The organism is Paractinoplanes polyasparticus (genome assembly GCF_019710575.1).
Taxonomy (GTDB): domain Bacteria; phylum Actinomycetota; class Actinomycetes; order Mycobacteriales; family Micromonosporaceae; genus Actinoplanes; species Actinoplanes polyasparticus.
On the sequence record NZ_JAHWFK010000025.1, the window covers coordinates 1 to 25,092 of the forward strand.

The window sequence follows — 25,092 nt, forward strand, 5'->3', positions numbered from 1 at the left end:
GGCTGTCGTCGGCCGGGCTGTCGTCGGCCGGGCTGTCGTCGGCCGGGCTGTCGTCGGCCGGGCTGTCGTCGGCCGGGCTGTCGTCGGCCGGGGTCTCGTCCGCCGGGGTCTCGTCCGCCGGGGTCTCGTCCGCCGGGGTCTCGTCCGCCGTGCCCGCCGGGGTGGCGTCGTCGCCGGGGGCCTCGTCCGCCGGGGCGGCGGTGACCGGGTGCCAAATGTCGGCAGGCTTGCGGTTGCCGTTGGCCGGGCCGGGGGTGCGGGTGGCGGTGCCAGCGGCCTCCATCGCGGCGAGGGCCTTCGCGACCGATGACGGGCTCACGCCCGCCGCCTCGGACAGTGCGCGAGTGGTGATGCCGTCGGCGTGGGCGGTCAGGGCGGCGGCGACGGTCTCGGCGGCGGTCGGGGCGGCGGTGGTGGTCGTGGTGGTCATGGCTGAATACCTCCGGTAATGGGGTTGGTAATGGCGTTCCGCGTTATGCGGTGCGCTTTTGTTTGGCGGTTCTGGTAGGGCAGTTGTTGTTGCCCACGTCCATGGACCCTCTGCACGCGGTCATTGTCAACCCGCATTTCCAAGACTCTTTCCGGCGGCCGTTCCGGGAACCCGTTTCGCCTCGTCGCGCCGTGCGCCTATCGGCCCGGTATCGCGTTTAACGGCATTGTGCGGGCCGCTCGTCGGCTTTCTGGCCGCGCCGGTGTATCCGGTAGGGGCGAACGGTTAGCGGGCGTGTCGGTCAGTGGGTGGCGGCGGTGATCATGGCGGTGATGCTGTCGATCATGGCGTCCCACCGGTCGGCGCGTAGCGGCTCGGTCGGGACTCCGGGGAGTTGGATGTGGTGGGTTGCCCCGGTGCGGTCGGCGGCGAACACGACGCGCTCACCAGGCAGGATGACCGCGTATCCGGCCACGTCGGCGGTGAACATGGCCGGGTGCCGGGCGATCAGCCGGGCCATTCCCGCCATCGCGGCGGGGATGCTGTCGGCGGTCGTGACGCCGCCGGGCAACGTTTCCGGGCGGGCGGTCACCGTGTCACCGGCGGCGGTCAGGGTGGCCAGCGTAGGACCGTCACAGCGGGCCGCGAGCCCGGTCACGGCGGCGGCAATGGATTCGGTACGCAATACCGGGGCGGTCATGTCGTTTCCTTCCCGTGGCGAATTGCTTACCTATTCATGGACGCTCTATCGCACGGTGAAGTCAAGTCGACGTATTGAGCTCAATGTCACTTCACCGCCCCCGGCCGGCGGAGCTCGACTTCATAGGAATGTCAAGCGTCAGCTCGGCACGATGCGACGTATTGCCGCTATCTGATTTATCCACGACGACAGTTTGCTGATCTTCACCACGTCACCGGTTTTCGGAGCTTGCACAATGAGGCCCGCACCGAGGTACATGCCGACGTGACCGGGGTCGGCGCGGGTGCCGCCGCCACCGGGGATCAAGATCAGGTCTCCGGGGTGAAGGTCGGCGGGGCCGGGCACGGCGGCACCCGCGTGGACCTGATCGGCGGTGGTGCGCGGGATGCGGATTCCGGCGGCCCGGTAGGCCTGTTGCATCAGCGAGGAGCAGTCGCACTGGTGCCGGGGTATGCCGGAGTGTGCGGCGGTGCAGTCCCCGCCGAAGGTGTACGGGGTGCCGAGCTGTGCGAGCGCCCACCCGATCGCGGTCACCGCCGGCGGCGGCGTGCCCGCCGGAAGGGTGAATCCGGGCGGCAGGCTGGCGGCGGCCTCGGGCGGGAGGTTGTCGCCGCCGTCGCACACCACGCCGCCGGTGTAGGCGGCGACGATGGCGGCGGCACGCGTCTCGTGTTTCGCGTAGGCGTCCGGGTACCCCGAGCGTTGTACCGCTTGCGCCGCGTCGGTCAGCGGCAGGCTCTGCCACCGGGGCACCTGTCGCAACCGCTGATAGAACGAGGTGGTCGCGTGTCCGGGGTTCATGATCTCGGCCGGGGTGCCCCACCCTTGCGACGGGCGTTGTTGGAACAGCCCGAGCGAGTCGTGGTCGTTGTCCGCCCCGAGGTTGCCGAGGTTGACCAGACGCGACTCTTGCCACGAGGTCGCGACGGCGATCACCCACCCGCGCGGCGGGATGCTCATCCGTTGACCGACTCCGATGATCACCGCCGCGTTGCCCGCCTGTTCGGCGGTCAGCCCGGCCGGGATGGTGCCCGGGGTGGTGACGATGGCAGTACAGGCGTAGGCGGCCCCGCCGCCGAACAGCGCGGACATGGCCCCGGCCCCGGCGGCGACGATGACCACGAGCAGTAGTACGAGGCCGCCGAGCGCCCACGAGATCACCCGTCCCATGCCGCACCGTCCGGGATGGTCAGCTCGGCCAGGCTGACCCGGCCCGGTTGTCTGGCGACCCGCCACACCGGACCCGCCGGGCCGCCGGTGTCGGCCGCTACGGCGGTCGCCACGGTCACCCCGCCGGGCACCCCGGCGCGGGTGAGGTAGGCGTGGAAGTTCAGCTCACGGGCGGCGGTGGAGAACCAGAACAGCACCGGATAGGCGCGCGACGGTGGGAGCGCGGCGTAGCCGCCGAGCTTGCCGACGACCCGGGACAGGGTTTCGGTGCCGAGGTCGGTCTCCAGCCAGAACGGCGCCGGGTGTCCGCCGTCGATCCACACTCCGTGCCCGTCGGGGCGTACCACCGTGCCGACCGCCTCCCGGCACGCGGTCTCGTTCCACCAGCGCGCCAACCGGGTTGCCGGGTCGGTGCGGGCGTGCGCGCTGAGCGCGACGAAAAACCCGTTGGTGGTGATGAGGTGCGTGAGTGTCGGAGACAGGGCCAGTCGGGCGGTGGCGTCGCGTACGGCGGACGGGCGGGGCAGCGGGTCACCGTTTCCGGCCGCGACGATTGCCGCGCCGACGGGGCCGAGGGTCCACCTCCAGGCTTGCGAGCCGGGCCGTTGGTAGTGGCGGAACCGGTCGAGGATGTCGCGCTCGAGCAGGGTGTTGAGCCGGTTGCGGGCTCGACCGGCGGAACCGAAGGTGAGATCGACGAGCTGGTCGGTGGTGAAGGTCTTGTGCTGGTCGAGCAGGTTGAGCAGGAACCGGTCTCGGGGGGTGAGTCTGGTCAGTTCGCCGGCCACGACGGACGCCGTCAGGCGAGCACCGTTAGGGGCAGAAGCATGAAGGCTAGAAGGAGTGATATCTCTTATCAGTCGGTTCCGGTCCACCAGTCCTCCTCAACGCCGTTGACCTGCGGGTATGAGCTGTCATAGGGGGCGTTTTCCAACGAGTCCTCGGACTCGTTGGAAAACTCGTTGGATTGCTCGTTGGACGGCTCATGAGGGGTCTCGTTGGACCGCACGCCATGAACAGCGAAGGTGTTACGACCGACCAACGGCTGTACAGGAACCTGCACTGAACGCTGCGGTTCGGTGCTCGCCGGGACCGTCGCCGTTGCGCCGAGCAGGTTCCTGCGGTCCTCGTGCGACAGACCGGTGTGCTCGCGTGCCGCTTGCCGCAGCACCGTGGAACGGCCCTTGATCGGTGGCCGAGGCGGCTCGGTGTCCGCGGTGACCGGAGGCACCACCCGGCCGGCGGCCACCGGCCGCAGCACGACCTCGTAGCCGCCGAGCCGGATCAGGTCCCCGTCGTCTAGATACGGGCGTAGGTGGCGGGCCTGGTCGACGGCGTCGCGCGGGGCGAGGGCGAAGTACACCTTGTTGCGGGCGTTGGCATCGATCGCTTCGACCATGTCGCCGGACAACTGGCCCAGGTACTGATGCGCCAGGACGAACGAGGTGTGCAGGCCGCGGGCCTCGGCGAGGGCGTCATCGATACCGATGGGCAGGTGCAGGAAGTTGTGACACTCGTCGAGCACGACCATCGCGTCCGGGCGATCGTGTTCGGGGATGCGAGCGCGTGCGGTGGTCGCCTGCCACAACCCCGCCAGGAGCAACGAGCCGATTAGCCGGGTGCCGTCCTCACCGATGACCCCCTTGGGCAGCCGGGCCAGCAGTAGCCCGCCGTCGAGGATGTCGGCGAAGGAGAACGTGGTGGCCGCCACCCCGAACAGCGACGTCGCCATCGGATGCGCCAACACCAGCCGCAGCCTCGACAGCAGCGGCGCGGTCAGCCCGGCCCGTTGCCCGGCCGAGAGGCCGTCGAAGCCTTCCCAGAACTCGCCGAGGGTGTTGCCCTCCCACGCCTTCAGCGTGTTGGTGACCGTCGTGACCCGTTCGGCCCGCCACCGGGTGTCCGACAGCAGCCGCGGCAACTGCGCCAGGGTCGAACCTTCGAGGTGGGCCAGGGTGAGCAGGGCGTGGTAGCAGATGTCGGCGGTGCGATGCCCCCACCAGCGCGCCCACACCTTCGCCATGACGGCCGTCAGGTTCGCGGCCACGTCGTGCGGCGTGCCGCCGTGCACGGCCGGGTCGAGCAGGTTGATCACCGGGGGTGCGTGCCGCTCGTCCGGGTCGATCAGCACCAGGCGGCCACCGGCGGACTTGGGGAGCCGGTCGAGCAGGTCCCGGATCAGGTCGCCTTTGGCCGGGTCGAACGCGGCGACACCGCGTCCGGCCTCGACATCGTCGAGGATCATGTTCATCAGCAGGGTGGTCTTGCCAGTACCGGTCGGACCGAGCGCGTGCACGTGGTACCGGCAGTCGGTCAGCGAAATCCCGATCCTCGTGCGCGGGCCGGCGTTCGCGACACCGATCACCTTCCCGCCCAAACCGTGCCGCTGATCGACCGGAACAAGGTTGAGTCGGCCCTCCGGGCGGGAGTTCGACGCGGCACGCGGGTCGGTGGTGGTCACGGGGCGCTCCAAGGAGTCGGTGGGTCATCGTCGGTGCTCGGCGGCTCGTTGCTGTCGGGCTTCGGCGAGGTGGAGCGGCTGGAGGCGGGCCCGGCGCGGAAGACGTCGCGGCCCCCGGGGCGGCGCCGGGACGCGGCGGCGGGTAGGCCGTGGGCGGCCGGTTCGGCGGGCAGCCCGGCCAGGGCGGCGGCTTCACCGACAGCGGCGAGACTCATCCGGGCCTCGGGCACCCACCGCTGTGCCGCCGCGCTGGGACCGCCTCGAAGGCGCCGGCGGGTAAAGTGGGCCGACAGCAGCCCGTATCCGCTCGTGATGTCCGCGGCGGCGGCCAGCGCGGCGGCCTTGGTCGGCCCGGTGCCGGTGGCGTACACCGCGACCAGTAGGTGCGGGGCGGCGGCGAGTTTCCCGCGCGCCTGCCGCGCCAGGTCCGCCATATACGGATCTGCCGGGCCGGTACGCCGCCGCGAACTACTCGACGGACCGGGTGTGACCAGGCTGAGCACGCCGAGGATCAGCGCGCGGAGCCCGTCAGCGACCAGACCGGCGGCGCGGGCGGTGCCCCAGGCTTTGCGGGCGTGTTCCGGGTGGGTGGTGGCGCGGCGCAGCATCCGCAGCCGGTGCGCGGGGGCGCGGCTGATGTGGACTTGCAGCAGGCCACCGCCGGTGCGCCCGGCCGAGGCGAGCCCGTCGAACACCGCCCGCAGCCGGTCCTCGTCGGGCGGGGCGCTCTCCCAATGGCGGGAGTTGGCGGTGGAGGTGTCCTCGACCAGGGGAAGCCAGTCCGGCTGGGTCGGGCGCACCATCAGCGTGGCCGTTGTCCCGCCGGGGGAGATGCGGGGCGGCCGGGCCTGCTCGGCGCGGACGCCGGGCCAGCCCCGCTGCAGCATCCGCAGCACAGCGGTCGGGTTGACCCCCGGCGGTAACCACAGCCCGGCGCGCATCCCGTGCGGGTCCGCCTCGACTTCCCACACGATGCGCGGCGGGCGCAGCGCCCACCGGCCCGGCGCGGGCAACGCCGTGGCCAGGAGCCGCCAGAGGCCGACGGTCGCGGCCGGGGTGGCGGTGACCGGCGGCACGATCTGCAACCAGCGGGCCTGCGCGGCGTGCTGGCGCCACACCCGCCGCCGCCAAAACCGCCCCACCAGAACGAGTCCAACAAGGACAACCAGACCGGCAAGCAGCAGCGGCCACCGGTCACGGACCTGCTCCCAGACGGCGCCGGGGGCCTTGCGGCCCCAGGTGCCGCAGGCCATCTCACCGAACACGGAGTCGGGGATACCGTCACGGCCGGGCACACACCCAGACGGGGACGACGGTGGCGACGGGGACGGGGACGGGGACGGCGGTGTCAGCAGCGCGGACGAGACCGTGAACAGCGGCGACGAGGCATTGAACAACAGGACGAAAATGGCCATGATGGACCCCCGATCGGTCGAGCGGGATTACTGGCGGGTCGTGGGTGGACCGGTGATGACCAGGTCGTGTTCGACGTCGTCGGCGAGGCTGTGAAACGCCACCCGCGAAGATCCACTAGCGAGGAGGGCGTCTCCGCGGGCGCAGGACAGCAGGAACGCCTGCTCGCCGTCGGTGAGCCCGAACGCCTCCGTGACCACGTCGATGGCCTGCGGGGCTTGGCGCAGCAGCACCTGCGTCGACGCGTTCGAGACCACGGCCCGGCCGACATCGGTGCCCAGCACGTCAGCGGCGTCCTGGGTGATCACGGACAGCCCGGTGTTGTACTTGCGCGCTGACTTCGACAGGCGGAACAGGAAGTCCGCGCCGAGGCCGGCGCGCAGCATCAGCCACGCCTCATCCACCAACACCAGCCGCCGGGTGGACGCCCCGGTGCGGTTCGCCGTGCTGACGGTGCGCCAGATCGCATCCAGGATGAGCAGCGTGCCGACCGGCTTCAGTTCCTCCGGCAGGTCCTTGATCGCGTAGACGACCAGGTGCCCGTCCGGGGCTGTGGAGGTCGGACCGTCGAACAGCCCCTTGAAGCTGCCGGACACGTACGGGTACAGGCGGGCCGCAAGGACTCGTCCTGCGTCGTCCGTGTCGTGCAATGCGGTGGCGACGTCGGCCAGCAGCGGCGCGGGCCGCCGCCAGGTACGCGGGTCGGTGGTGATGCCTTTGCTCCGGTAGGCGGCCAGGACCGCCACGTCCAGGGCGGCGGCTTCCTGCGGTGACACCCCGGCCCCGCCGGTGAGGACCGCGACGAAGGTCTGCAGGAACAGTGCCCGCCGCACGAGGGCGTCGTCGCCGTCCCCGGCGGACAAGTCCAGGGGGTTGATCCGTACCCCGGGCACGCCGGGCCGGATGATTGTCCCGCCGACCGCCTGAGCGAGGCGCACGTATTCGTCTTCGGGGTCAATAACGAACGCCTCCACCCCCAGGTAGAGGTTGCGGAGCAGGTCGAGTTTGGCCAGGTAGGACTTCCCTTCACCGGAGCGGGCGAGGATGACCGAGTTGTAGTTCGACTGCGCCCACCGGTCCCACACCACCACACCGGGTGAGTGCAGGTTGAGGCCGTAGAGCACGCCCATGCCGGTTTCGGCGGCGGTGGTCGGCAGGTCGGGGCTGGTGAACGGGAACGCGGCCGCGAGGGCGTCGGTGTCGAAGACCCGCTTCATGTTGAGGGCGTCGAAGGCCAGGGGCAGGCCGGTGATCCAGCCTTGCAACTGCCGCCACGTCGCCGGCGCGACATCGAGCAGCAGCGACGAGGCGAGGGCTTTGACTTCGGTCAGCCGGTCGGCCAGCTCCGCCACGGTGTCGGCGTGCACGGTCAGGTAAAGGCCGAGGCGGAACAGGCGGGCCTCGCCCCGGGCGACGCGGGAGGCCAGGTCCGCGGCATCAGCCGCCGCGGCGTCCAACTCCGGGTCATCGAGGCGACCCTTGGTCGCGGTCTGCCGGCGGGACGCCTCGAACCGGCCGCGCTGCTTACGCAACCGTTGGGAGGCCACGACCGGGGGAACGGGCTCGATGTGCAGCGACACATCAACCCGTCCCGGATAGGACAGCAGCGGCTCGAGCCAGCCAGGGCCGACCTCGGCCGGATAGCCGGTCACGGCCAAGGCGGCGCTGTAGTCGTCCCCGACCCGGACGGATCGTCCCCCGACTTCGACGGCGTCGGGGATGCCGGGGACGACCGTTCCCGTCTCGGAAACGGTGGGCGGACGACGGCGTGACAACAGCTTCACAGCTCCTCACTTCCGTGCATGTCGGGGACGGGCCGTCCCGCACCGCCCGCCAGCGGCGGGGACGGCGGGACAGCGGGGTTGAGGGCGTCGGCCAACGTGACGGACGCCTCGGCCGACCCGAGAACGGTCGCCGCGACTTCACAGCCGGACAGCGCCCGCACGGTTTCGGTGGCCTGATGCATGGTGTGGCCGGGGCTGCGGGTGCTGCGCACGGCGACGGTGACCTGCCGGTGCAGCAGCTCCCGCCGCGCGGCGAGGTCGTCGAGGAATCCCGCGTGGGAGCGGGCCGCCTCTTCCAGCGCGGAGTGCGGCAGGCTCGGCGCCCTAGACAGCAGCCGGTCGGCCAGATCGGTCAGGTCGACGCGTTGAGCGCGAACGAGGATCTGCGCCGGGCCGTCCAGGCTGTGCAGCCAGCGGGCGTACCCAGCGACCAGGCCGTTCTGCTCCGCCGGGGTACGCAGCCCGAACGCCACTGTCGACGCGGCAACCAGGCCGGTGGTGCCGTCCGGGCCGAGGTCGACCAGCCCGTCAGCGGTAATACCTTTGGCGGGCAGGCGCAGCGGGGCGGGCAGCGGCAGCCGGTCACCCGGCCCCCGCGTCGTCGACACCCACCCGGGAGCCGGAGCGATCGGGCCGTCCGCCGGGACGAGCTGGTGCGGGGCACGCCGGTGCCGGACGGCGGCGAGCAGCCACCGGTCGAGGCTGATCCCGTCGCGGCGGCCAACCGCCAGGAAGAACCCGGCCCCGGCGATCGGCAGCCCGCAGACGAGGAAGACCGGCGGCGGCACCACCGTTGCGAGGGCGGTCCACGCCGCGTACAGCAGCAGGCCGATGACGGTCAGGATGACCAACTGCCGCCAGGTCAGATTGAACGCCACCCGGTCCTCCCGCTCGACATCAGCAGGCACCCGGGCGCGCAACGGCGCTTCGTCGCTACGGCGACTCATCACTTACCTCCTCGGGGACGGCGCCTGGCAGGCGGCGGGGACGGTGGGGACGAAGCCGCCGGAGGCGGCGGGGATGGTGCCGCCGGGGGCGGGGACGGTGGTGCCGGGCGAAACACCGGAGAAGCGCTGCCTGTTGGTCGCGGCCCAGACGGCGGCGGGCTTGCCGGTGGAGGTGCCGGGCGCGGAGACCGCCGCGCGGTTGAAGCCGGTGACGGTGCCGGTGTCCCGGTCACAGGTGGCGAGCTGCCCGCGCTGGACGGGCGGGCGGTAGCCGTGCTTCGGGCCGCCGTGGGCCGCGTCTTCGGGGTCGATGGTGCGGAGGAGAACACCGGCGTGGCCGGGGCCGGTGGCCGGCGCGGCGCGCTCTGCGGCGCCTGCGGAGCCGAGAACGTCGGTGCGGGTGCCGGGCCGCCTGGCGGTGTCGGGCCTGCCGGGGTGGGCGCGGCGTTGCTGAAAACAACCGGCGGCGGGGTGGCACCAGGCCGTGACGAAGGCGGTTGTGCACGGCTGGGATGCGAAAACGGTGTGGCCGGGGCCGGACCGGTCGGGGCCGGTGCGGGGGTGCCCGGCTGTGCGGGGTGGCTGAACGCCGGTGCCCCGTTGGTGCCAGCGGGCACCGACAACGGCGTCTGCGTGGTCGGCGCATTGCTGAACGCCACCGGACCGGTCGGGGACGGCCGGGACCGGGCAGGGCGCGGCGTGGTCGGACGTGCGCCGCGTCCGCCCGGGGCCGGGACGGGCCGAGCGGTCCTCGTCCCCGGCCTCGTTCCGCTGGTGGCGGCCTGCTGGCGTGCCGCCGGTTGGGCGCGGGCGGCACGGTTGCCTGCCGTGGCCGCGCCGGTGAGCCCGGCGGCGGCTCCCAGGGTCTTGATCATGACGAATGCCTGGATCAGTTGCCCGATCAGGCCCCGGCCCTGGCTTTGCATCCCGATCGGGGCGAGGACGAACTGTTTCATCAGGCCGGGCACTTTGATCAGCAGCCACAGCATCGTGACGCAGACCAGCACGCCGAGCAGGCCGCTCGTGGTGGCCGGCACCCCGAGCAGCACCAGCCCGGACGGGGTGAGGAACACCTTGACGGTGCCCACCACGATCACCGCCTGGACCAGCTGCAACCCGAGGCACGCGAAGAAGGCCCGCCACCAGGTGTAGGCGATGCCCTCGGTCTGCGGACTGGCGTGGCACACCATGGCCAGGGGTGCCACACCGAACAACAGGACCAGCAGCGCCACGCGCAGGATGAACGTGATGACCACGACCAGGCCGAGGACCGCCACGGCGATGACCAGCAGAATGAGCAGGATGTTGGGTGAGGCGCCGGTCAGGGGTTGATCGAGGATGCCGCTGATGGCTTTGGCCGCGTTCGGGCCGTCGACACCTTGCCCGGCGATGGCGGCGGTCAGGGCATTGGTGATCTCGATGGCCTTGCCGCACAGGATCAGACTGATGTTGGAGACGACCGCGCCCACGGCGAGCCGGGGTGCGATCTGTTTGAACCCGTACTGGCTCTGCAAGGTTTCCCGGGACGCGAGGATGAACCCGCCGAGAACCACGAACAGCACGTAGATGCCGTTCGCGACGATCAGGCTCGTCGTCCACACTGCTTTGACCTGTGGGTTGCCGGTGATGTCCGGGGTGGACAACGCCGTGGTGCCGAGCGCGTTCATGACCGGCTGCAGGCCGGTCTTGGCGACCCACAGCAGGAACTCGTTGATGGCCTGACGAATCTGGCCGGGAATGTCGAACAAGCCTGGCTCGTCGTCCCCGGCGTCGGTGGGCGGCGGGGACGGGGACGGCCCCGGGGACGGCGCGGGCGTGGGCGGGGACGACGGGACGGTCGGCGTCGGCCCGGCCGGTGGTGGTGTCGGGATGGGGGACGGGGGGACCGGTGCGGGTGCGGACGTAGGGGACGGTGCGCCCGGTGCGGGGACGGGTGCCGGGGACGGATCGGCCCACGCCGGTCCGGCGAGGACGGGACCGGCGGTCAAGCCGACGCTGAGCACGGCGAGCACGGCGAGCACGGCGAGCACGAGCAGCCGTACCCGGCAACGGGACGATGGAATGGGGGTCATCAGGCCACCCACTGACCGACGATGGTGACGATCAGCGGCGACAGCAGAGCTCCGGCGTAGCCGATCGCGGCGCTGCGGAACCCACGCTTGCCGCGCTCGACCTCGTCAGCCTCACCACTGGTGTAGCGCAGGAACGCGACGGTCAGACACAGGGTGGCCCACCCGGCGAGAATCCCCATCAGCCAGATCCGGATGTTGTTGACGACCTGGTTGATCGACTCGGCGGCCAGCACGACCGTTCCCGCATCGGCAGGGGCAGCCTGCGCCGTACCGGCGCAGGTCAGGACCACCAAGGCAGTGACGGAGGTTGTCGTGGTGAGCCGTACGGTGGTGCGGGGCAGGCGTCGGCCGCGCCGGTCAGTGACCGGCCGACGCGGGGCCGGGGTGGGGCGGTGCAACGGGTGGCGGTTCATGGGACGGGGGCACCTCCAGGCAGCCCGGCCCCACACCCCGAGGTGTGGGTCCGGGCGAGCGAATGTGCGAAAGAGGTGGTGACCTCGTGACCGGCGCGGTGGCCGTCCTCCTTCGAGAGGTTCGGCGGGCCGTTGGGGTGTCAGCGCCGTCAGCGGGGCCGGTCGAACGAGGTCACCAGGTGCGGAAAAGTCCCGCATTAAGAGATACAGATTTGGGCCTTGTTTTCGACATCGGGCTGTAAAAGCGCAGTTCAGAAGCCCTGTCCCGGGTCGGATGCGAGGGTCATCGTGGCCTCGGCGATCACGGCTGCGTCCTCGTCGGACAGCATGCCTGCGCGGATCGCGGCCACGAGGCGTTCCTCGGCGCGGTCGCGGGCCTTGTAGACCGCCTTGGCCGCCTTGCCGAGGCGCTGCGCGTAGCCGGCCACCGACACGCCCTCCAGGCGGGTGACGCCGATCAGCTCCGCCTCGGCCGAGGAGATGACTCCGGCCGTGACCGCCCAGCTCAGCACCAGGTCCGGGTGCCCGGCCGTCGGCGCGGACACCGACAGCTCCACCGGCGTCTTCGGACGCGCCTGGTCGGCGCGCAGCGCGGCGCGGGCGGCGGTGAACGTGGCGCTGAGCAGTCGCTGCGCCACCCGCGGACTGCCCAGCTTCATGCTGCGCAGCGCGACGACGAAGGCGGTCAACAGCTCGGCCTGCACGTCACCGGAGAACCCGCGCAGCCGGTACGCCGCCGGACGCAGCCCCGGCAGGGCGACTCCGACCGCGCCCACCACCCAGGCCGGACCGTCGGTGCGGGCACGCTCGATCAGCAGCCGCCACACCCGGTCGCTCGTGGCGTACGCGCAGGACGGGTGCATCAGGATCGCGGCCAGCTCCGACAGCGCGATCCGCCGGGCGGGAAGGCCCCCACCGAGGGCGGCGCCGTCGACCGACAGCGGCCCGGGGCCGGTGGTGAGCAGCCGAAACGCGGTCGCGGCGACGTCGAACGGCTGCTCACCGAGCACCAGAGCCGGTGCGTGCGCACCGGCGGTGGGCAGCAGGGAACGGATGGACTCAGACATGGAAGACCCCCCGAGAACGTGGGTGTGGGATGCCGGCGCCCTCGAAGGGCGTCCAGCGGGAACAGGTCCCATCCCGCCACTCGGGTGTCACAGATCTTGAACACTGTGGATCTTGTTCAGGGGTCACGCCACGTGTTCAATCTCCGTGCTAGCGCATGGGCCGGAACTCCAAAGTCGACACGTTGCCCCGCCTGCCGGTACGCAGTGCGGTGACGGCTGACCAGCGTGTTCAGCCCCTGTCACACGAGCACGTAACGCTGACCCTCGGTCGCCGCAGACATGCCGTGAACATCAATGTCCGCCTCCACCACAGGTGGCCCTCGGTGAACCTGGGCGCGCCGAACGGGTGGGGCCGTGTTCAACCCGAGCGAGTGACGAGCCCACCCCCTGCAACCCTCGATGAACTTGCTTAACCCTCAAGTCGATCTTGTTACAGTTGCTGATGATCTTGTTCAACCCGGAAGGCGATCTTGTTACAGGTGACGCTTGATCTTGTTTTGGAGGATGCCTCGTCTTGTTCAGGGTGCGGCGATCAACGCCTTCTGGCAGACGTGGACGCGACACCGTCCAGGGCTCTGACCTGCGTGTTCAACCCTGAGTAGATCTTGTTTTAGGACCTTCATGGCGGTGTTACCGGGCACCGGCAGGGGTCCGAGGTCCGAGCTGATGTCGAAAACAGGCCCGGAATCTGTATCTCTATATGTCAGCGTTTCGTCGGCGGACATGGCCCACCACGCCCATGCCGCAGACCCACTCCACCGACAACCGCCCGACCCGGGCACCCGTCGGACTGTTCCTGCACCCGACCCACGCCTACCGCCCGACAGACTCGGCCGGGCGAGCGCTGCCCGACTGGTACGGCGTGCACCCGGACCATGTCGCGCACCTCATCGCCCGCTACACCCGCGTCGGCGACACCGTGCTCGACACCGACGGCCACCCGACTGTGGCCGCCGCTGCCGAGCACCTGCACCGCAACCCCGGCGTCGCGGTCACCGATGGTGAACACCCGCCGGTATGGCCGGAGCCCCTCGACGGCCGGTCGGCGGTCACTATCCGGCACGCCGCCGGGCTCGTCGTAGCGACCCTGCCGCGCCTCGTCATCGATACCCGCGACGTGTACGACCTGAGCCGGGCGCTGCATTCGTGGCAGGAGCTGCTACGCCCCGGCGGGTTCCTCGCCTTGCTGCTCGCCGCCGGGCCGGGCACCGGAGCCCCGGCACGTCGCTCGACCGTCATTGCCGCCGCCCGCACCGCCGGGCTGCTCTACCACCAGCACATCCCGGCGGTCCTCGTGCGCCTGCCAGAGGCCGACCCCCGCACCGGCCTCGGCCCGGTCGACCGGCCGCCGCTCATCGCGGGTCGTCACGTCCGCGCGCACCGCGATCTCGTCGTCTTCGCGTCGATCAGTCCGGAGGCCGCTGATGTCTGAGCTCACCCCCGAAACCCGCCCCGCCTCCGCCGCCCTCGATTCCGTCCCCGCAAGCGGTACCGTCCCCACGATCGGCAGTCCGGACGCTCCGACCACGCGGTCCGTCCCCGTCCCCACGTTCGGCACCACGGATGCCTCGGTCGCCGGGTCCGTCCCCGTCCCCGGTTTCGTCCCCGTCCCCGCCACCAGCTCCGTCCCGGCTGCCGTCCCCGGCCCCGTCCCGGTCTCCGGTTCCGCTGCCACGTTGCTCACCCAGGGATATCCCGGATCGGTCTGGCTGACCGGGCAGCAGCCCTCCCGAGCGCTCCGTCAGGGCCGGTACACGCACGAGTCGATCACCCACCCGGGCAAGATGCTGCCGACCATTGCCCGCTACGCCATCAACACTTACACCGACCCCGGGGATCTCGTCCTCGACCCGATGGCCGGCATCGGTACCACTGTGGTCGAAGCCATGCACCTCGACCGCCACGGCGTTGGCGTTGAATACGAAGACAAGTGGGCCGCCCTCGCCGCCGTCAATGTCGCCCTCGCCGAAAAGCAAGGCGTCTCGGGCACCGGCGTCATCTACACCGGCGACTCCAGGAAGCTACCGACGCTGCTGCCGCCGCAGATGCGCGGCGCGGTCGCCCTCGTGATCACCTCACCGCCGTACGGGCCATCCACCCACGGCCACGTCCGAACCCCCGGCCCCCGGCGCGGCAAAGTCCGCAAGCTCCACCACCGCTACGGCGGCAGCGACAACCTCGCTTACCGCAACCACGACACCCTCGCCCAGGGCTTCACCGACATCCTCGCAGGATGCCGGACGGTCCTGCGACCCGGCGGACACGTCGTCATCACCGCCCGCCCCTACCGGCGCCACGGCGAACTCGTAGACATCCCGGGCATGGCCGTCGCCGCCGGACAGGCGGCCGGGCTCGAACTGGTCGAAGAGTGCGTCGCCCTGATGGCCGGCGTCCGCAACGGCGTACTCATACCGAGGGCGTCCTTCTTCCAGCAGAAGAACGTCGGTGACGCCATCACCGACGGAGACCCGCAATGGCTCGTGCAGCACGAAGACGTGATCGTCCTTCGACGGGACTCAAATTCCACGAGTTCGACTGAACTCAGATGCTCGCAAAGCGAAGTCTCGTGGGTGCGCGAATGACCGGTACCGAACGGCTTGACCGCAGCGACGAGGCGGAGCGTCTATGGGTGACGCACATGCCGATCATGGGATCCGGGCCAGACATCGGGGTGATGACGCCCGCACGTTTGCGCGCGCTGCCGGTCGCGTTTCCGTTCGACCCGGTAGTGCCGCGGGCGTTCGGGATTAGCCGCAGCGCCGCCTACCGGGCGTTGGCGGCAGGCGAACTGCCCATCACTCCGCTGCGGTTGGGCCGGAAGTTGATCGTCAAGCGTGCGGATCTGCTCGCCGCTCTGGGCGTCCCGGACGACGAGGACGGCGGCGGCAAGTAGGTCGATCTTGGCGCGGAGGGCCCACCCGGACCCTCCGCGCTTGACGAGTCCCGGTTCAGGAATGAGGAGAAAAGGTGAACCGACCGTACGTGCACCGAGGCAAGCCGGTGCCGGGGGTGTTCCAGCGTTGCCGGGAGGAGTGCCCGGCCAAGGCGTGCAGAAGCAATCACTCGTGGTCGTTCCTGGTGGAGCTAGCTGAGCCGAGCGGGAACCGACACCAGGTGAAGAAGGGAGGCTTCGCCACGGGGAAGGACGCTACCGACGCTCGCGCTGAGGTAGTCCGTCAGCATCGAGCCGGCTTGCTTCCCGAGGACGACAAGATCACCGTCACTCAGTGGTTGCGGCAGTGGCTCGTCAACCAGGCTGAGGTGCGCGACCTCCGCGACAACACGATCGACAATTACCGACGAGACATCGAGAATGTCTGGATTCCGCGGATCGGCAAGCACAAGCTTCTTGACCTCCGAGCACATCACGTCACCAAGGCGTTACGCGAACATATCAAGGAGCGGAACGAGCAGATCAGCAGCGCCGTGGAGCTGAATGCGCGCTACGAAGCCGAGGCGGCCGCCGCCGACCAGGAGCGCCAGCGTGCCGGACGAAAGCGGCCCGTCAAACCCAAGCACGTAGTCGTGCCTCGCCCATTCGGTCCTGCGACGGCGAACCGCGCGCATGCGACTCTCCGGGCAGCGCTCAATGCCGCGATGCGCATGGCGGGCCTTCCCCGCAACGTCGCGGTGCTGGCCGACAAGCCCACGGAACGGCGCCGGAAAGTCAGGCCATGGACACCCGAGCAACTCGGGTCCTGGCTCGATGCCATCGAGGAACATCCGCTGTACCCGCTGTTCCACCTCAGCTCTTTTGCCGGGCTCCGGCGGGGCGAGCTGTGCGGTCTGGGCTGGGACGAGGTCGACCTCAACGCCGGACGCCTTGTCCCCGAATGGCAGATTACGGCCAAGAGCTACTTAACAGCGCGAAGAGCCAACAAAGAGGGCCACAAGATCAGTTACCGGACTCGGCTGAAGACCGGCGACAGCGAGGCCACGCCCCTCGACCTCGATGCCGTCACGGTCGAGGTGCTCCGCAACTGGCGTCGAGAGCAAACCAGGCAGCGGCTGAAGATGGGCCGGGCGTACCGCAACGACGAAAATCTCGTCTTCACCCGCGCTGACGGATCACCCCATGATCCCACTCAGGTGACCAAGATTTTCAAGCGGCTGATTCGGCAGCCAGGGCTGAGGAACGTGCCGCTGCACAACCTCCGGCACATGGCGGCGTCGATCCAGATCGAGGCCGGCGTCGACATCTCGGTGGTCTCCAAGCGGATGCGCCACTCCAAGATCGGCCTAACCAGCGATACGTACGGCCACCTGATCGGGTCGGTGGGCAAAGCGGCCGCGGAAGCGGCGGCGGCCATCGTTCCACGGCGTCAGGCAGGCTAGCGGGACCAAGATCCCTACCGTTTCCCTACCATTCGGGACCGCGATACGAAGTTCATCGATGTCACACTAAGTTGATCATGGCGTGACCTGGGTGAATCTGAGAGCCCCCGGTCGGGATCGAACCGACGACCTCCCGTTTACAAGACGGGTGCTCTGGCCATCTGAGCTACAGGGGCGGGCTGGGGGCCAGCATACTTGCTGTGAAAGTGCTGGCCACCTTGGCATGACGTGTAAAAAGCTTTACGTTTACATGGCTGTTCCTCCACTCGGATCGTCCGGCACGTTCCTGCCGGTGGAAAGGAAGTCTGTTTCAGCATGGCTACCGTTACGTATGACAAGGCGTCCCGGATTTACCCGGGCTCTGAGCGCCCCGCTGTCAACGAGTTGAACCTCGAGATCGGCGATGGAGAGTTCCTCGTTCTGGTCGGCCCCTCCGGTTGTGGCAAGTCCACCAGCCTGCGCATGCTCGCTGGGCTCGAGGATGTCGACCGTGGTCGCATCCTGATCTCGGGCAAGGACGTCACGAACCTGCCGCCGAAGTCGCGGGACATCGCGATGGTGTTCCAGAACTACGCGCTGTACCCGCACATGTCGGTGTACGAGAACATGGCGTTCGCTCTGAAGCTGCGTAAGACCTCGAAGGCCGAGATCGACCGTCGGGTGAAGGAGGCCGCGGCCCTTCTGCAGCTCGACGAGTACCTCTCCCGTAAGCCGAAGGCGCTCTCCGGTGGCCAGCGCCAGCGTGTCGCCATGGGTCGCGCGATCGTGCGTGAGCCGCAGGTGTTCCTCATGGACGAGCCGCTGTCGAACCTTGACGCGAAGCTCCGTGTGCAGACCCGTTCGCAGATCGCCTCGCTGCAGGCGAAGCTGGGTGTCACCACCGTCTACGTGACGCACGACCAGGTCGAGGCCATGACGATGGGCCACCGTGTGGCCGTCATGCTCGACGGTGTGCTGCAGCAGGTCGACACCCCGCGTGCCCTGTACGACACCCCCGGCAACGTTTTCGTGGCCGGCTTCATGGGCTCGCCCGCCATGAACATCAAGACCGTTCCGCTGACCGAGACGGGCGGCAAGTTCGGCTCGTGGAACGTGCCGCTGACCCGCGAGCAGCTCGCTGCCGCGCAGAACGGTGGCGGCAAGGTCACCATCGGCTTCCGTCCCGAGGCGGCCGAGCTGACGACCGAGTCCGCGGGTGCGCTGCCGATCGTCGTCGACCTGGTCGAGGACCTGGGTTCGGACGCCAACGTGTACGGCCACGCCGACTTCGACGGCACTCAGGAGCGGTTCGTGGTCCGCACCGACCGTCGCAACATGCCGAACATGGGCGAGACGGTTTACATCAAGCCGCAGACGACCGGTATCCACATGTTCAACGCGGAGTCCGGCGTTCGCATCTGAACGATCTGACGTCAGTAGGCCGGGCGGTCCCTTCGGGGGCCGCCCGGTTTCTCGTGTCCGCAGTGGCTATCCGGCGTACTGGACGACGATGAAGTCTTTCTGGGTGGCGCAGGCCAGGTGGGTGCTGTTCCACGAGCAGGTGTCGGTCTGCACGCCGGCCAGCGGGCCGAGTTGTACGGGGTCGTCGCCGAGGTGGCGGCCTGCTAGGGCCGGGTCGTCGGCGTAGCCGGCCAGCGGTTTGCTGAATTCGAGCACGTTGGTGGCGTCGAGGCGGGCCGCGGCAGCGGGGCGGGCCCAGATCTCGGCGCCGTCGGAGTCGATCAGCCGGGTGGTGGTGGAGTAGCTGACCAGGACGGCTTCGCCGACGGGGACGATCTTGTCGGCGTCGGGGGCGGCGGCTTCCCAGACGCGTTTGCGGTCGGCGACGTCGACGGCGACCACTTTGGCCCGGTCGTCGCCGTAGCCGGTGCCTTCGATCATGCAGATGCGGTCGTCGCCGCAGGGGGCTAGGGCGCTGAGCCGGGCGGTGGCCGAGCCGGCCGTGTAGGCGATGGTGTCGCCGTCCAGTTCGGCCAGGTTGTAGGCGACGATGCGGTGGATGTCCTCGGAGCCGCGCACGATGAGACGGCCGTTGTGGGCGATCACCTCGTCGTCGGGGCGGGCGACGTTGGGGCGGGAGGCGAGGACCTTGCCGTCGGCGTCGATGACGCGGGCCGAGCGGTCGGCGGCGATCTGGACGAGCCGGGGGTCGTCGCCGAGGTCGGGGGCGAGGGCACGGCCCTGGGCGCTGGCCGGGCCGGAGAGGTCGGCCGGGGTGGTGACGGCGATGAGCGCGGGCGGCGGGGTGCCTTCGGGGTCGGGGACCGCCCACCGTTGCTCGCCGGTGGTCAGGTCGAGGCCGAGGAGTTGTTTGCCGGCGCGGTCGGCGACGACGGCCCGGTCGCCGGCGAAGTAGACGATGTCGTTCTCGCCGAGGGTGCGTTCCCAGCGTTTTTCGCCGCGGTCGGCGCTCAGGACGATGAGCTGGCTGCTGTCGGTGTCGTAGTCGGTCTCGCTGAACAGGGCGACGCCGTCGGGGAGGGCGGTCATGGACTCCCAGCGGTCGGCGGTGCCGGCGGCGGGGTTGGTCCAGACGGGTTTGGTGTCGCCGGTGTCGATGGCGACGACGCCGACCTTGCCGGTGTCGTAGTCGGCGCTGCCGAGGTAGGCGCGGTCGCCGCGGATGACCGCGTCCTTCCAGGCCGAGCCGAGCGGTACAGCCGGGGTGACGTGCACGGGTTCGCCGAGGTTCTGGTAGTCGAGGGCGGGGTAGCGCGGCCACATGGCCCAGGTGAGGGTGGCGCCGGCCGCTACGACGAGGGCCGTCGCCGCGGCTCCCGCGATGATCCAGCGGCGCCGTTTGCCGCGTGCCTTCCCGGTCGGGGGCGACGACGGTTGGGGAGTGTCGGAGGCGAGCCAGGGTTCGGCGCTGGGCGGCCCGAACGGGGACGACGAGGCGGGCGGGCCGGAGTAGGACGGCGAGCCGGGCATGGCGTGCGCACCGGCGGCGATGGCGGCGGCCTCACCGGTGGCCCACGGGTCGACGGGCTCGCCGTACTGCCGGTCGTCGGCGAGCCGAGCCGGCCCTAGAACCGGACCCGAGGCCGCGGGGGGAGCCGGAGGGGGCCCCGGAAGCGGAGTAGGCGGCTCGGAAGCGGCGGTGGGCGGGCCTGCAGTGGCCGTAGGCGGGCTAGAAGCAGCGGTGGGCGGCCCGGAAGGGGGAGCGGCGGAGGCCGCCGCGGACGCGGGAGTGGCGAAGGGCAGCGTCGCCCCCTCGGCGACCGGCAGCTCGGGCTGCTCGAGCACCGTCGGCGCGATGCCCAGCTGTGCGTGCAGCAGCCGGGCCACGAGCGGCACCCGCGACGACCCGCCGACCAGGAAGAGCCCGCTCAGCTCGGCCGGCTGGAGCCCCGCCGCCACGATCACCGCGGCTGCCTCGGCCACGCCCCGCCGCACCAGCGGGTCGATCGCCGCTTCGAGCTCGTCGCGGGTCAGGTGCACCGCCTGCTCGACCCCCGGCACCGGCACCGGCGCGAACGAGCTGCGCGACAACATCTCTTTGGCGCCGCGCACGTCCTCCCAGAATTGCCGCCGGGCTCGCCACTGCGCGAGCGTCACCGGCTCGGTCAGGGCTCGCCACGCCTCGGGCTCGGCCCCGGCCAGCGACTTGCCCAGGTGGTCGACGAGGGCCGCGTCGAGGTCGAGGCCGCCCAGGTCGTCGGCGCCCCCCGAGGCGGTCACCGAGAAGGCCGCGCCGGGCCCGTCGTGGCGCACCACGGCGATGTCAAGCGTGCCCCCGCCGAAGTCGAACACCCCGAGGGAGGCCCCGACCGGCAACGGACGGCGCAGCACCTCGGCGAAGTAGCGAGCGGCGGCCACGGGCTCGGGCAGCAATGCCGTTTCGCTCGGCCAACCGGCCCGGGCGAGCGCATCGACCAGCACCGCCCGACGCGGCGCGCCCCACGAGGCCGGATGGGTGACCGTGGCCGGCGGCAGGAAGCCCGCGGTGGCCACGGCCTCGCGGGCGACCGCGCCCAGCAGGGCCGCGAGCAGGTCGGCGACGGGCACGGCGGCGCCGTCGCCGAGCAGCACGGAATCTTCGTCGATGTGGCGTTTCGGGTGGGGTTCGAGGCGGCCGGGGTCGGCGTGGCCGAGACGGATGGCGTCGGCGCCGACGTGCAGCCGGCCGGACGCGTCGAGGTGGACGGCGGACGGCAGCAGCGGGCGGCCGTCGAACAGCAGCGGCCGTGTCCGCCCGTCGGGACGTCGCAGCATGGCCACCGTGTGTGAGGTGCCCAGGTCGACGCCGAGCTCGAAGCCTTCGGTCACCCGCGTCATGCTACGACCCACAGACGACGACGGAACGAGCGTAGGGGTGGTCGATGTGCGGATCGAGCGGATCGTGGACGCCGCGGAGGTGCACGCGGCGGCGGATCTCTTCGACGGGCCACCGCTGGCCGAGGCGACCGGGCGGTTCCTGGCCACGGCCGGGCACCACCTGCTGCTGGCCTACGACGACGACGGGCGTGCGGTCGGGATGATCACGGGGGTCGAGATGACCCACCCCGACAAGGGCACCGAGATGTTCGTGTACGAGCTTTCCGTCGTACCCGAAGCCCGCCGGCGCGGAATCGGGAACGCGCTGGTGACCGAGCTCGCTGCGATCGCGCGCCGCAACGGCTGTTACGGCATGTGGGTGGGGACCGAACCGGACAACGAGGCCGCGCTCGCGACCTATCGCCGGGCGGGCGCCGACGAGGAGGCGCCTTTCACCCTGCTCAACTGGGACCTGATCCGGCGAGCTGAATAAAGCGGAGAGTGGCCACCCGATCCTGACATTTGCTTTCGCATCCGTCGATACGAGGTGACCTGCGGTAACACGCTTGAATTGATGCGCAGGACCGAATGTCACGGCCTCGTCACAACGTCATCGACCGTAGTGACTTCTATGCCGATCGATCGGAAGATCCGGTGATCGCGCCCAGTGAACCCCCGCTGGGGCGCCTTCCTTCCGGAGGACCCGTACGTGAGACAACAATCCACATGGGGCCGGCGAACGTTCACCTCGGTACTGGCTGTCGGCGTGGCCGCCGGCGTCACGCTGAGCGGTGCGCTTCCGGCCGCGGCGGCGCCTGACCAGGGCGCCGTTCTCGCCACTCTGCAGAAGGCGGCCGAGAACCCCGCCACCCCCAAGGACGCGTCGGCCGACACCCTCGGCGCGCACGACGCCGAGCTGCTGGCCAAGGCCGAGGCGGCCAACAAGAAGTTCGTCACGGCGATCGTCGCCACCGAAGAAGGCAAGTCGGCCGAGGTGGCCGCGAAGATCGAGGCGCTCGGCGGTGTGGTGACCCGCCGCTTCGACCAGATCGGCTACGTGCTCGCGTCGGTGCCGATCGGCAAGGTGCTGACCGCGGCCGAGCTGTCCGGCATCGTGGCGGTCGACCTCGAAGAGACGATCAAGCTGCCGGAGACGGGTAGCCGGCACGAGAAGCCGGGCAAGCCCGTGCAGCTCGCCGCGCCCGGGCCGTCGACGCCCGCCGCGAACCCGTACCTGCCGACCGACGAGACCGGTTCGGTGGACTTCAAGAAGAAGAACCCGAAGTACGACGGCCGCGGCATCACCATCGGCATCATGGACTCCGGTGTGGACATCGACCACCCCGCGCTGGCCAGGACCACGACCGGTGAGCGCAAGATCGTCGACTGGGTGACCGCGACCGACCCGTTGCTCGAGAACGACGGCTCCTGGCGCGCGATGCTCACCGAGGTGACCGGCCCGGCCTTCACGTACGCGGGCGCCTCGTGGAAGGCGCCGGCCGGCACCTGGCGGATCAACCGCTTCAGCGAGTCGATCACGGCCGGCTCCGACGCCGCCGGTGACGTCAACCGGGACGGCGACACGACCGACACGTGGGGCATCCTCTACGACCCGGTCAGCCACGACATCCGGGTCGACAGCAACCAGAACCTCGACTTCACCGATGACGCCGTCATGCGGCCGTACAAGGAGAAGTTCGACGTCGGCCACTTCGGCACCGACAACGCCGCCACCGCGGTGGTCGAGCGCATGCCGTTCGTCGTCGAGTACCGCGAGGACGTCGACCTCGCCCCGCTGGAGAACCCGAACTACCCGCCGACCGCTGACTTCGTCAACATCGGCATCCCGGAGAGCCTGCACGCTTCGCACGTGGCCGGCATCGCCGCGGGCAACGACCTGCTGGGTAACGCCGCGTTCGACGGCCAGGCGCCCGGCGCCAAGATCGTGTCGTCGCGGGCGTGCTCGTGGGGTGGCGGCTGCACCAACGTCGCGCTGACCACCGGCATGTCCGACCTGGTCATCAACCGCGGCGTCGACGTGGTCAACATGTCGATCGGTGGGCTGCCCTCGCTCAACGACGGCACCAACGCGCAGGCCAAGCTGTACAACGACCTGATCAACAAGTACGGCGTGCAGTTGTTCATCTCGGCCGGCAACAGCGGCCCGGGCGTGAACACGATCGGCGAGCCCTCCGGCGCCACTGCCGTGGTCAGCGTCGCCGCCAGCATCTCGGACGACACGTGGAAGGCCAACTACGGCGCGGACACCCGCAAGCCGTTGCAGCTGATCCCGTTCTCGTCCCGGGGCCCGCGCGAGGACGGCGGCTTCAAGCCGAACATCGCCGCGCCCGGTTCGGCGATCTCGCTCTCGCCGACCTGGGAGGTCATCCCCGGCCTGGCCACCGTGCCGTACACCCTGCCGCCGGGCTACTCGATGCAGAACGGCACCTCGATGGCGGCCCCGCAGGCCGCTGGTGGTGCGGCGCTGCTGCTGTCGGCGGCCAAGGCCAACGGCATCAAGGTGTCCCCGCTGTCGCTGCGGCGCGCGATCTACTCGACGTCCGACCCGATCCCGGGTGAGCAGGTCAACGAGCAGGGATACGGCCAGCTCAACGTGCCCGACGCGTGGAAGCTGCTGGCGAAGAAGTCGGCCACCCGCACGTACACGTCGTCGGCTCCGGTCTGCACGCCGCTGGCCGGCCAGCTGGCCACGCCCAACCAGGGCGAGGGCATCTACAACCGCTGCGCCGTGGCCGCCGGTGGGCTCAAGCCGGGCCAGGTCAAGATCCAGACGATCAAGCTGACCCGTACGTCCGGCCCCAGCTACCCGGTGCTGCACAAGCTCTCGTGGATCGGTGACCGCGACTCGTTCGTCTCGGCGCCGCTGGTGCTGCTGCCGCTGAACAAGACCGTCAGCGTGCCGGTCGTGGTGCGGGCCAGGACCGGCGTGGCCAGCGCGCTGCTCAAGGTCGACGACCCGTCCACCCCGGTGGTCGACTTCGAGGTGCTCAACACGATCGTCACCGGCGTCGACACGAAGAAGCCGTCGTACGCGACGACCTTCTCGGGCCAGGTCGACCGCAGTTCGACCACGTCGTTCTTCGTCACCGTGCCCGAGGGGGCCAAGGCGCTGCAGGTCGACCTGTCCGGCATCGCCACCGGCTCGCAGGCCCGCTGGATCGCGATCAACCCGTGGGGCGTCCCGGCCGAGGACACGGCCAGCTCGAACTGCTACACGAACTACTCCGACGCGAACGTCTGCAAGCCGTCGGAGCGGTCGTACGAGAACCCGATCCCGGGTGTGTGGGAGCTCGAGGTCGAGGCCCGGCGCACCACGCCGGTGCTGAGCAACCCGGTCAAGCTGGACGCCAAGATCCAGGGCGTGCAGCTGACGCCGGCGTCGGTGACCCTGCCCAGCGTGACGGTCAACCAGCCGGCGCCGGTCAGCTTCGCCGTCAAGAACCTGTTCGGCCCGGTCACGGTGACCGCGCAGGGCGGCCCGCTCGGCAGCGCGAGCCGTCAGCGCCCGACCATCGAGGACGGCGCCAGCCAGGAGTACGAGATCGTGGTGCCGGACGGCGCGAGCCGGCTCGACGTGACGATCGGCAACCCGGCCGACGCCACCGCCGACCTCGACCTGTCGCTGTACCGGGGCGACACCCTGGTCGGCCAGGACGCCGACGGTGACTCGGACGAGTCGATCTCGCTGGCGAACCCGCCCGCGGGCACGTACACCGCGGTGGTGGACGGCTATTCGGTGCCCGCGGGCACCACGGCCTACGACTACCTCGACGTCTACTTCAGCCCGGCGCTCGGTTCGGTCAGCACGCCGGCCACGCCGGTCGCGCTGGCCAACGGCGCGTCGACCACGGTCAACGCCTCGGTCACCGTGCTCGCGGTGCCGCCGGCCGGCCGGGAGCTGTCGGGTGAGGTCGCGATCGTGACCAGTGAGGGCGCGGTCGTCGGCCGCGGCCCGATCGCCATCACGGCTGTCACCGGGTAGTAGTCGCCAACAGCAAAGGGCCCCGTCCGGCGTGTTGCCG

Annotated in this window: 18 protein-coding genes, 1 tRNA gene and 1 pseudogene; 7 read left to right on the forward strand and 13 right to left on the reverse strand. The window is 70.3% G+C overall.

From position 1 onward, the window contains the following. The 11 genes and pseudogenes from KXC43_RS51180 to KXC43_RS23970 all read right to left on the reverse strand — a co-directional run. Window positions 1–430, reverse strand: a pseudogene (locus KXC43_RS51180) (MarR family transcriptional regulator); the annotation flags it as partial. Window positions 431–731: 301 nt separating this feature from the next. Beyond that, window positions 732–1,130, reverse strand: a complete 399-nt coding sequence (locus tag KXC43_RS23925; RefSeq protein WP_255644703.1) for a hypothetical protein — start codon at window positions 1,128–1,130, stop codon at window positions 732–734. Window positions 1,131–1,268: 138 nt separating this feature from the next. Continuing rightward, window positions 1,269–2,300 (reverse strand): C40 family peptidase, encoded by a 1,032-nt coding sequence (locus KXC43_RS23930; RefSeq protein WP_221378377.1) that lies wholly within the window; start codon window positions 2,298–2,300, stop codon window positions 1,269–1,271. Next, a complete protein-coding gene (locus tag KXC43_RS23935; protein WP_221378378.1) occupies window positions 2,288–3,088 on the reverse strand; it encodes a replication-relaxation family protein in 801 nt (266 codons plus the stop codon). Before KXC43_RS23935 ends, KXC43_RS23930 begins: the two co-directional genes overlap by 13 nt. Window positions 3,089–3,156: 68 nt before the next feature. Next, window positions 3,157–4,761: a type IV secretory system conjugative DNA transfer family protein gene (locus tag KXC43_RS23940; protein ID WP_221378379.1), complete on the reverse strand. Its 1,605-nt coding sequence runs from the start codon at window positions 4,759–4,761 to the stop codon at window positions 3,157–3,159. Next, entirely contained in the window at window positions 4,758–6,176 is a 1,419-nt protein-coding gene (locus tag KXC43_RS23945) for a hypothetical protein (protein WP_221378380.1), read from the reverse strand. The genes KXC43_RS23940 and KXC43_RS23945 overlap by 4 nt, the downstream gene beginning before the upstream one ends. Window positions 6,177–6,203: 27 nt before the next feature. Then, a complete protein-coding gene (locus tag KXC43_RS23950) occupies window positions 6,204–7,958 on the reverse strand; it encodes a VirB4 family type IV secretion system protein (protein ID WP_221378381.1) in 1,755 nt (584 codons plus the stop codon). Beyond that, a complete protein-coding gene (locus KXC43_RS23955; RefSeq protein ID WP_221378382.1) occupies window positions 7,955–8,905 on the reverse strand; it encodes a PrgI family protein in 951 nt (316 codons plus the stop codon). Before KXC43_RS23955 ends, KXC43_RS23950 begins: the two co-directional genes overlap by 4 nt. Continuing rightward, window positions 8,905–10,653, reverse strand: a complete 1,749-nt coding sequence (locus KXC43_RS23960) for a TrbL/VirB6 family protein (RefSeq protein WP_221378551.1) — start codon at window positions 10,651–10,653, stop codon at window positions 8,905–8,907. Before KXC43_RS23960 ends, KXC43_RS23955 begins: the two co-directional genes overlap by 1 nt. Before the next feature lie 323 nt (window positions 10,654–10,976). Further along, window positions 10,977–11,390, reverse strand: coding sequence for a pilin (locus tag KXC43_RS23965; RefSeq protein WP_221378383.1), 414 nt, complete (start codon window positions 11,388–11,390; stop codon window positions 10,977–10,979). Between the two features lie 251 nt (window positions 11,391–11,641). Then, window positions 11,642–12,457, reverse strand: a complete 816-nt coding sequence (locus KXC43_RS23970) for a hypothetical protein (protein WP_221378384.1) — start codon at window positions 12,455–12,457, stop codon at window positions 11,642–11,644. Between the two features lie 739 nt (window positions 12,458–13,196). On the opposite strand from KXC43_RS23970, the gene KXC43_RS23975 reads away from it, so the two are divergent. The 4 genes from KXC43_RS23975 to KXC43_RS23990 all read left to right on the forward strand — a co-directional run bounded on the left by KXC43_RS23975 (window position 13,197) and on the right by KXC43_RS23990 (window position 16,792). Next, complete coding sequence (locus tag KXC43_RS23975) at window positions 13,197–13,889, forward strand: hypothetical protein (protein ID WP_221378385.1); 693 nt, start codon at window positions 13,197–13,199, stop codon at window positions 13,887–13,889. A 244-nt stretch (window positions 13,890–14,133) separates the two neighbouring features. Then, complete coding sequence (locus KXC43_RS23980; RefSeq protein WP_221378552.1) at window positions 14,134–15,039, forward strand: TRM11 family SAM-dependent methyltransferase; 906 nt, start codon at window positions 14,134–14,136, stop codon at window positions 15,037–15,039. After that, window positions 15,036–15,350, forward strand: coding sequence for a helix-turn-helix domain-containing protein (locus KXC43_RS23985; RefSeq protein WP_221378386.1), 315 nt, complete (start codon window positions 15,036–15,038; stop codon window positions 15,348–15,350). The genes KXC43_RS23980 and KXC43_RS23985 overlap by 4 nt, the downstream gene beginning before the upstream one ends. Window positions 15,351–15,649: 299 nt before the next feature. Beyond that, a complete protein-coding gene (locus KXC43_RS23990; RefSeq protein ID WP_221378387.1) occupies window positions 15,650–16,792 on the forward strand; it encodes a site-specific integrase in 1,143 nt (380 codons plus the stop codon). 102 nt (window positions 16,793–16,894) lie between these two features. On the opposite strand, the gene KXC43_RS23995 is transcribed toward KXC43_RS23990, so the two are convergent. Then, window positions 16,895–16,968 (reverse strand) — tRNA-Thr (locus tag KXC43_RS23995). 139 nt (window positions 16,969–17,107) lie between these two features. On the opposite strand from KXC43_RS23995, the gene KXC43_RS24000 reads away from it, so the two are divergent. Continuing rightward, a complete protein-coding gene (locus tag KXC43_RS24000) occupies window positions 17,108–18,193 on the forward strand; it encodes an ABC transporter ATP-binding protein (protein ID WP_221378388.1) in 1,086 nt (361 codons plus the stop codon). Between the two features lie 66 nt (window positions 18,194–18,259). Here the strand turns inward: KXC43_RS24000 and KXC43_RS24005 are convergent, their stop codons facing one another. After that, complete coding sequence (locus KXC43_RS24005; protein ID WP_221378389.1) at window positions 18,260–21,061, reverse strand: Hsp70 family protein; 2,802 nt, start codon at window positions 21,059–21,061, stop codon at window positions 18,260–18,262. A gap of 46 nt (window positions 21,062–21,107) precedes the next feature. Between KXC43_RS24005 and KXC43_RS24010 the strand changes: the two genes are divergently transcribed. Together KXC43_RS24010 and KXC43_RS24015 are read left to right on the forward strand one after the other, a co-directional pair. Further along, window positions 21,108–21,542, forward strand: a complete 435-nt coding sequence (locus KXC43_RS24010) for a GNAT family N-acetyltransferase (RefSeq protein WP_251797195.1) — start codon at window positions 21,108–21,110, stop codon at window positions 21,540–21,542. A 261-nt stretch (window positions 21,543–21,803) separates the two neighbouring features. Next, a complete protein-coding gene (locus tag KXC43_RS24015; RefSeq protein ID WP_255644726.1) occupies window positions 21,804–25,052 on the forward strand; it encodes a S8 family serine peptidase in 3,249 nt (1,082 codons plus the stop codon). Window positions 25,053–25,092 lie beyond the last annotated feature (40 nt).

Bases quoted from the DNA above. Each gene is read 5' to 3' on its own strand.
- KXC43_RS23925 (WP_255644703.1), bottom strand. From the start codon at position 1,130: ATGACCGCCCCGGTATTGCGTACCGAATCCATTGCCGCCGCCGTGACC.
- KXC43_RS23930 (WP_221378377.1), bottom strand. From the start codon at position 2,300: ATGGGACGGGTGATCTCGTGGGCGCTCGGCGGCCTCGTACTACTGCTC.
- KXC43_RS23945 (WP_221378380.1), bottom strand. From the start codon at position 6,176: ATGGCCATTTTCGTCCTGTTGTTCAATGCCTCGTCGCCGCTGTTCACG.
- KXC43_RS23955 (WP_221378382.1), bottom strand. From the start codon at position 8,905: ATGAGTCGCCGTAGCGACGAAGCGCCGTTGCGCGCCCGGGTGCCTGCT.
- KXC43_RS23965 (WP_221378383.1), bottom strand. From the start codon at position 11,390: ATGAACCGCCACCCGTTGCACCGCCCCACCCCGGCCCCGCGTCGGCCG.
- KXC43_RS23970 (WP_221378384.1), bottom strand. From the start codon at position 12,457: ATGTCTGAGTCCATCCGTTCCCTGCTGCCCACCGCCGGTGCGCACGCA.
- KXC43_RS23975 (WP_221378385.1), top strand. From the start codon at position 13,197: ATGCCGCAGACCCACTCCACCGACAACCGCCCGACCCGGGCACCCGTC.
- KXC43_RS23985 (WP_221378386.1), top strand. From the start codon at position 15,036: ATGACCGGTACCGAACGGCTTGACCGCAGCGACGAGGCGGAGCGTCTA.
- KXC43_RS24000 (WP_221378388.1), top strand. From the start codon at position 17,108: ATGGCTACCGTTACGTATGACAAGGCGTCCCGGATTTACCCGGGCTCT.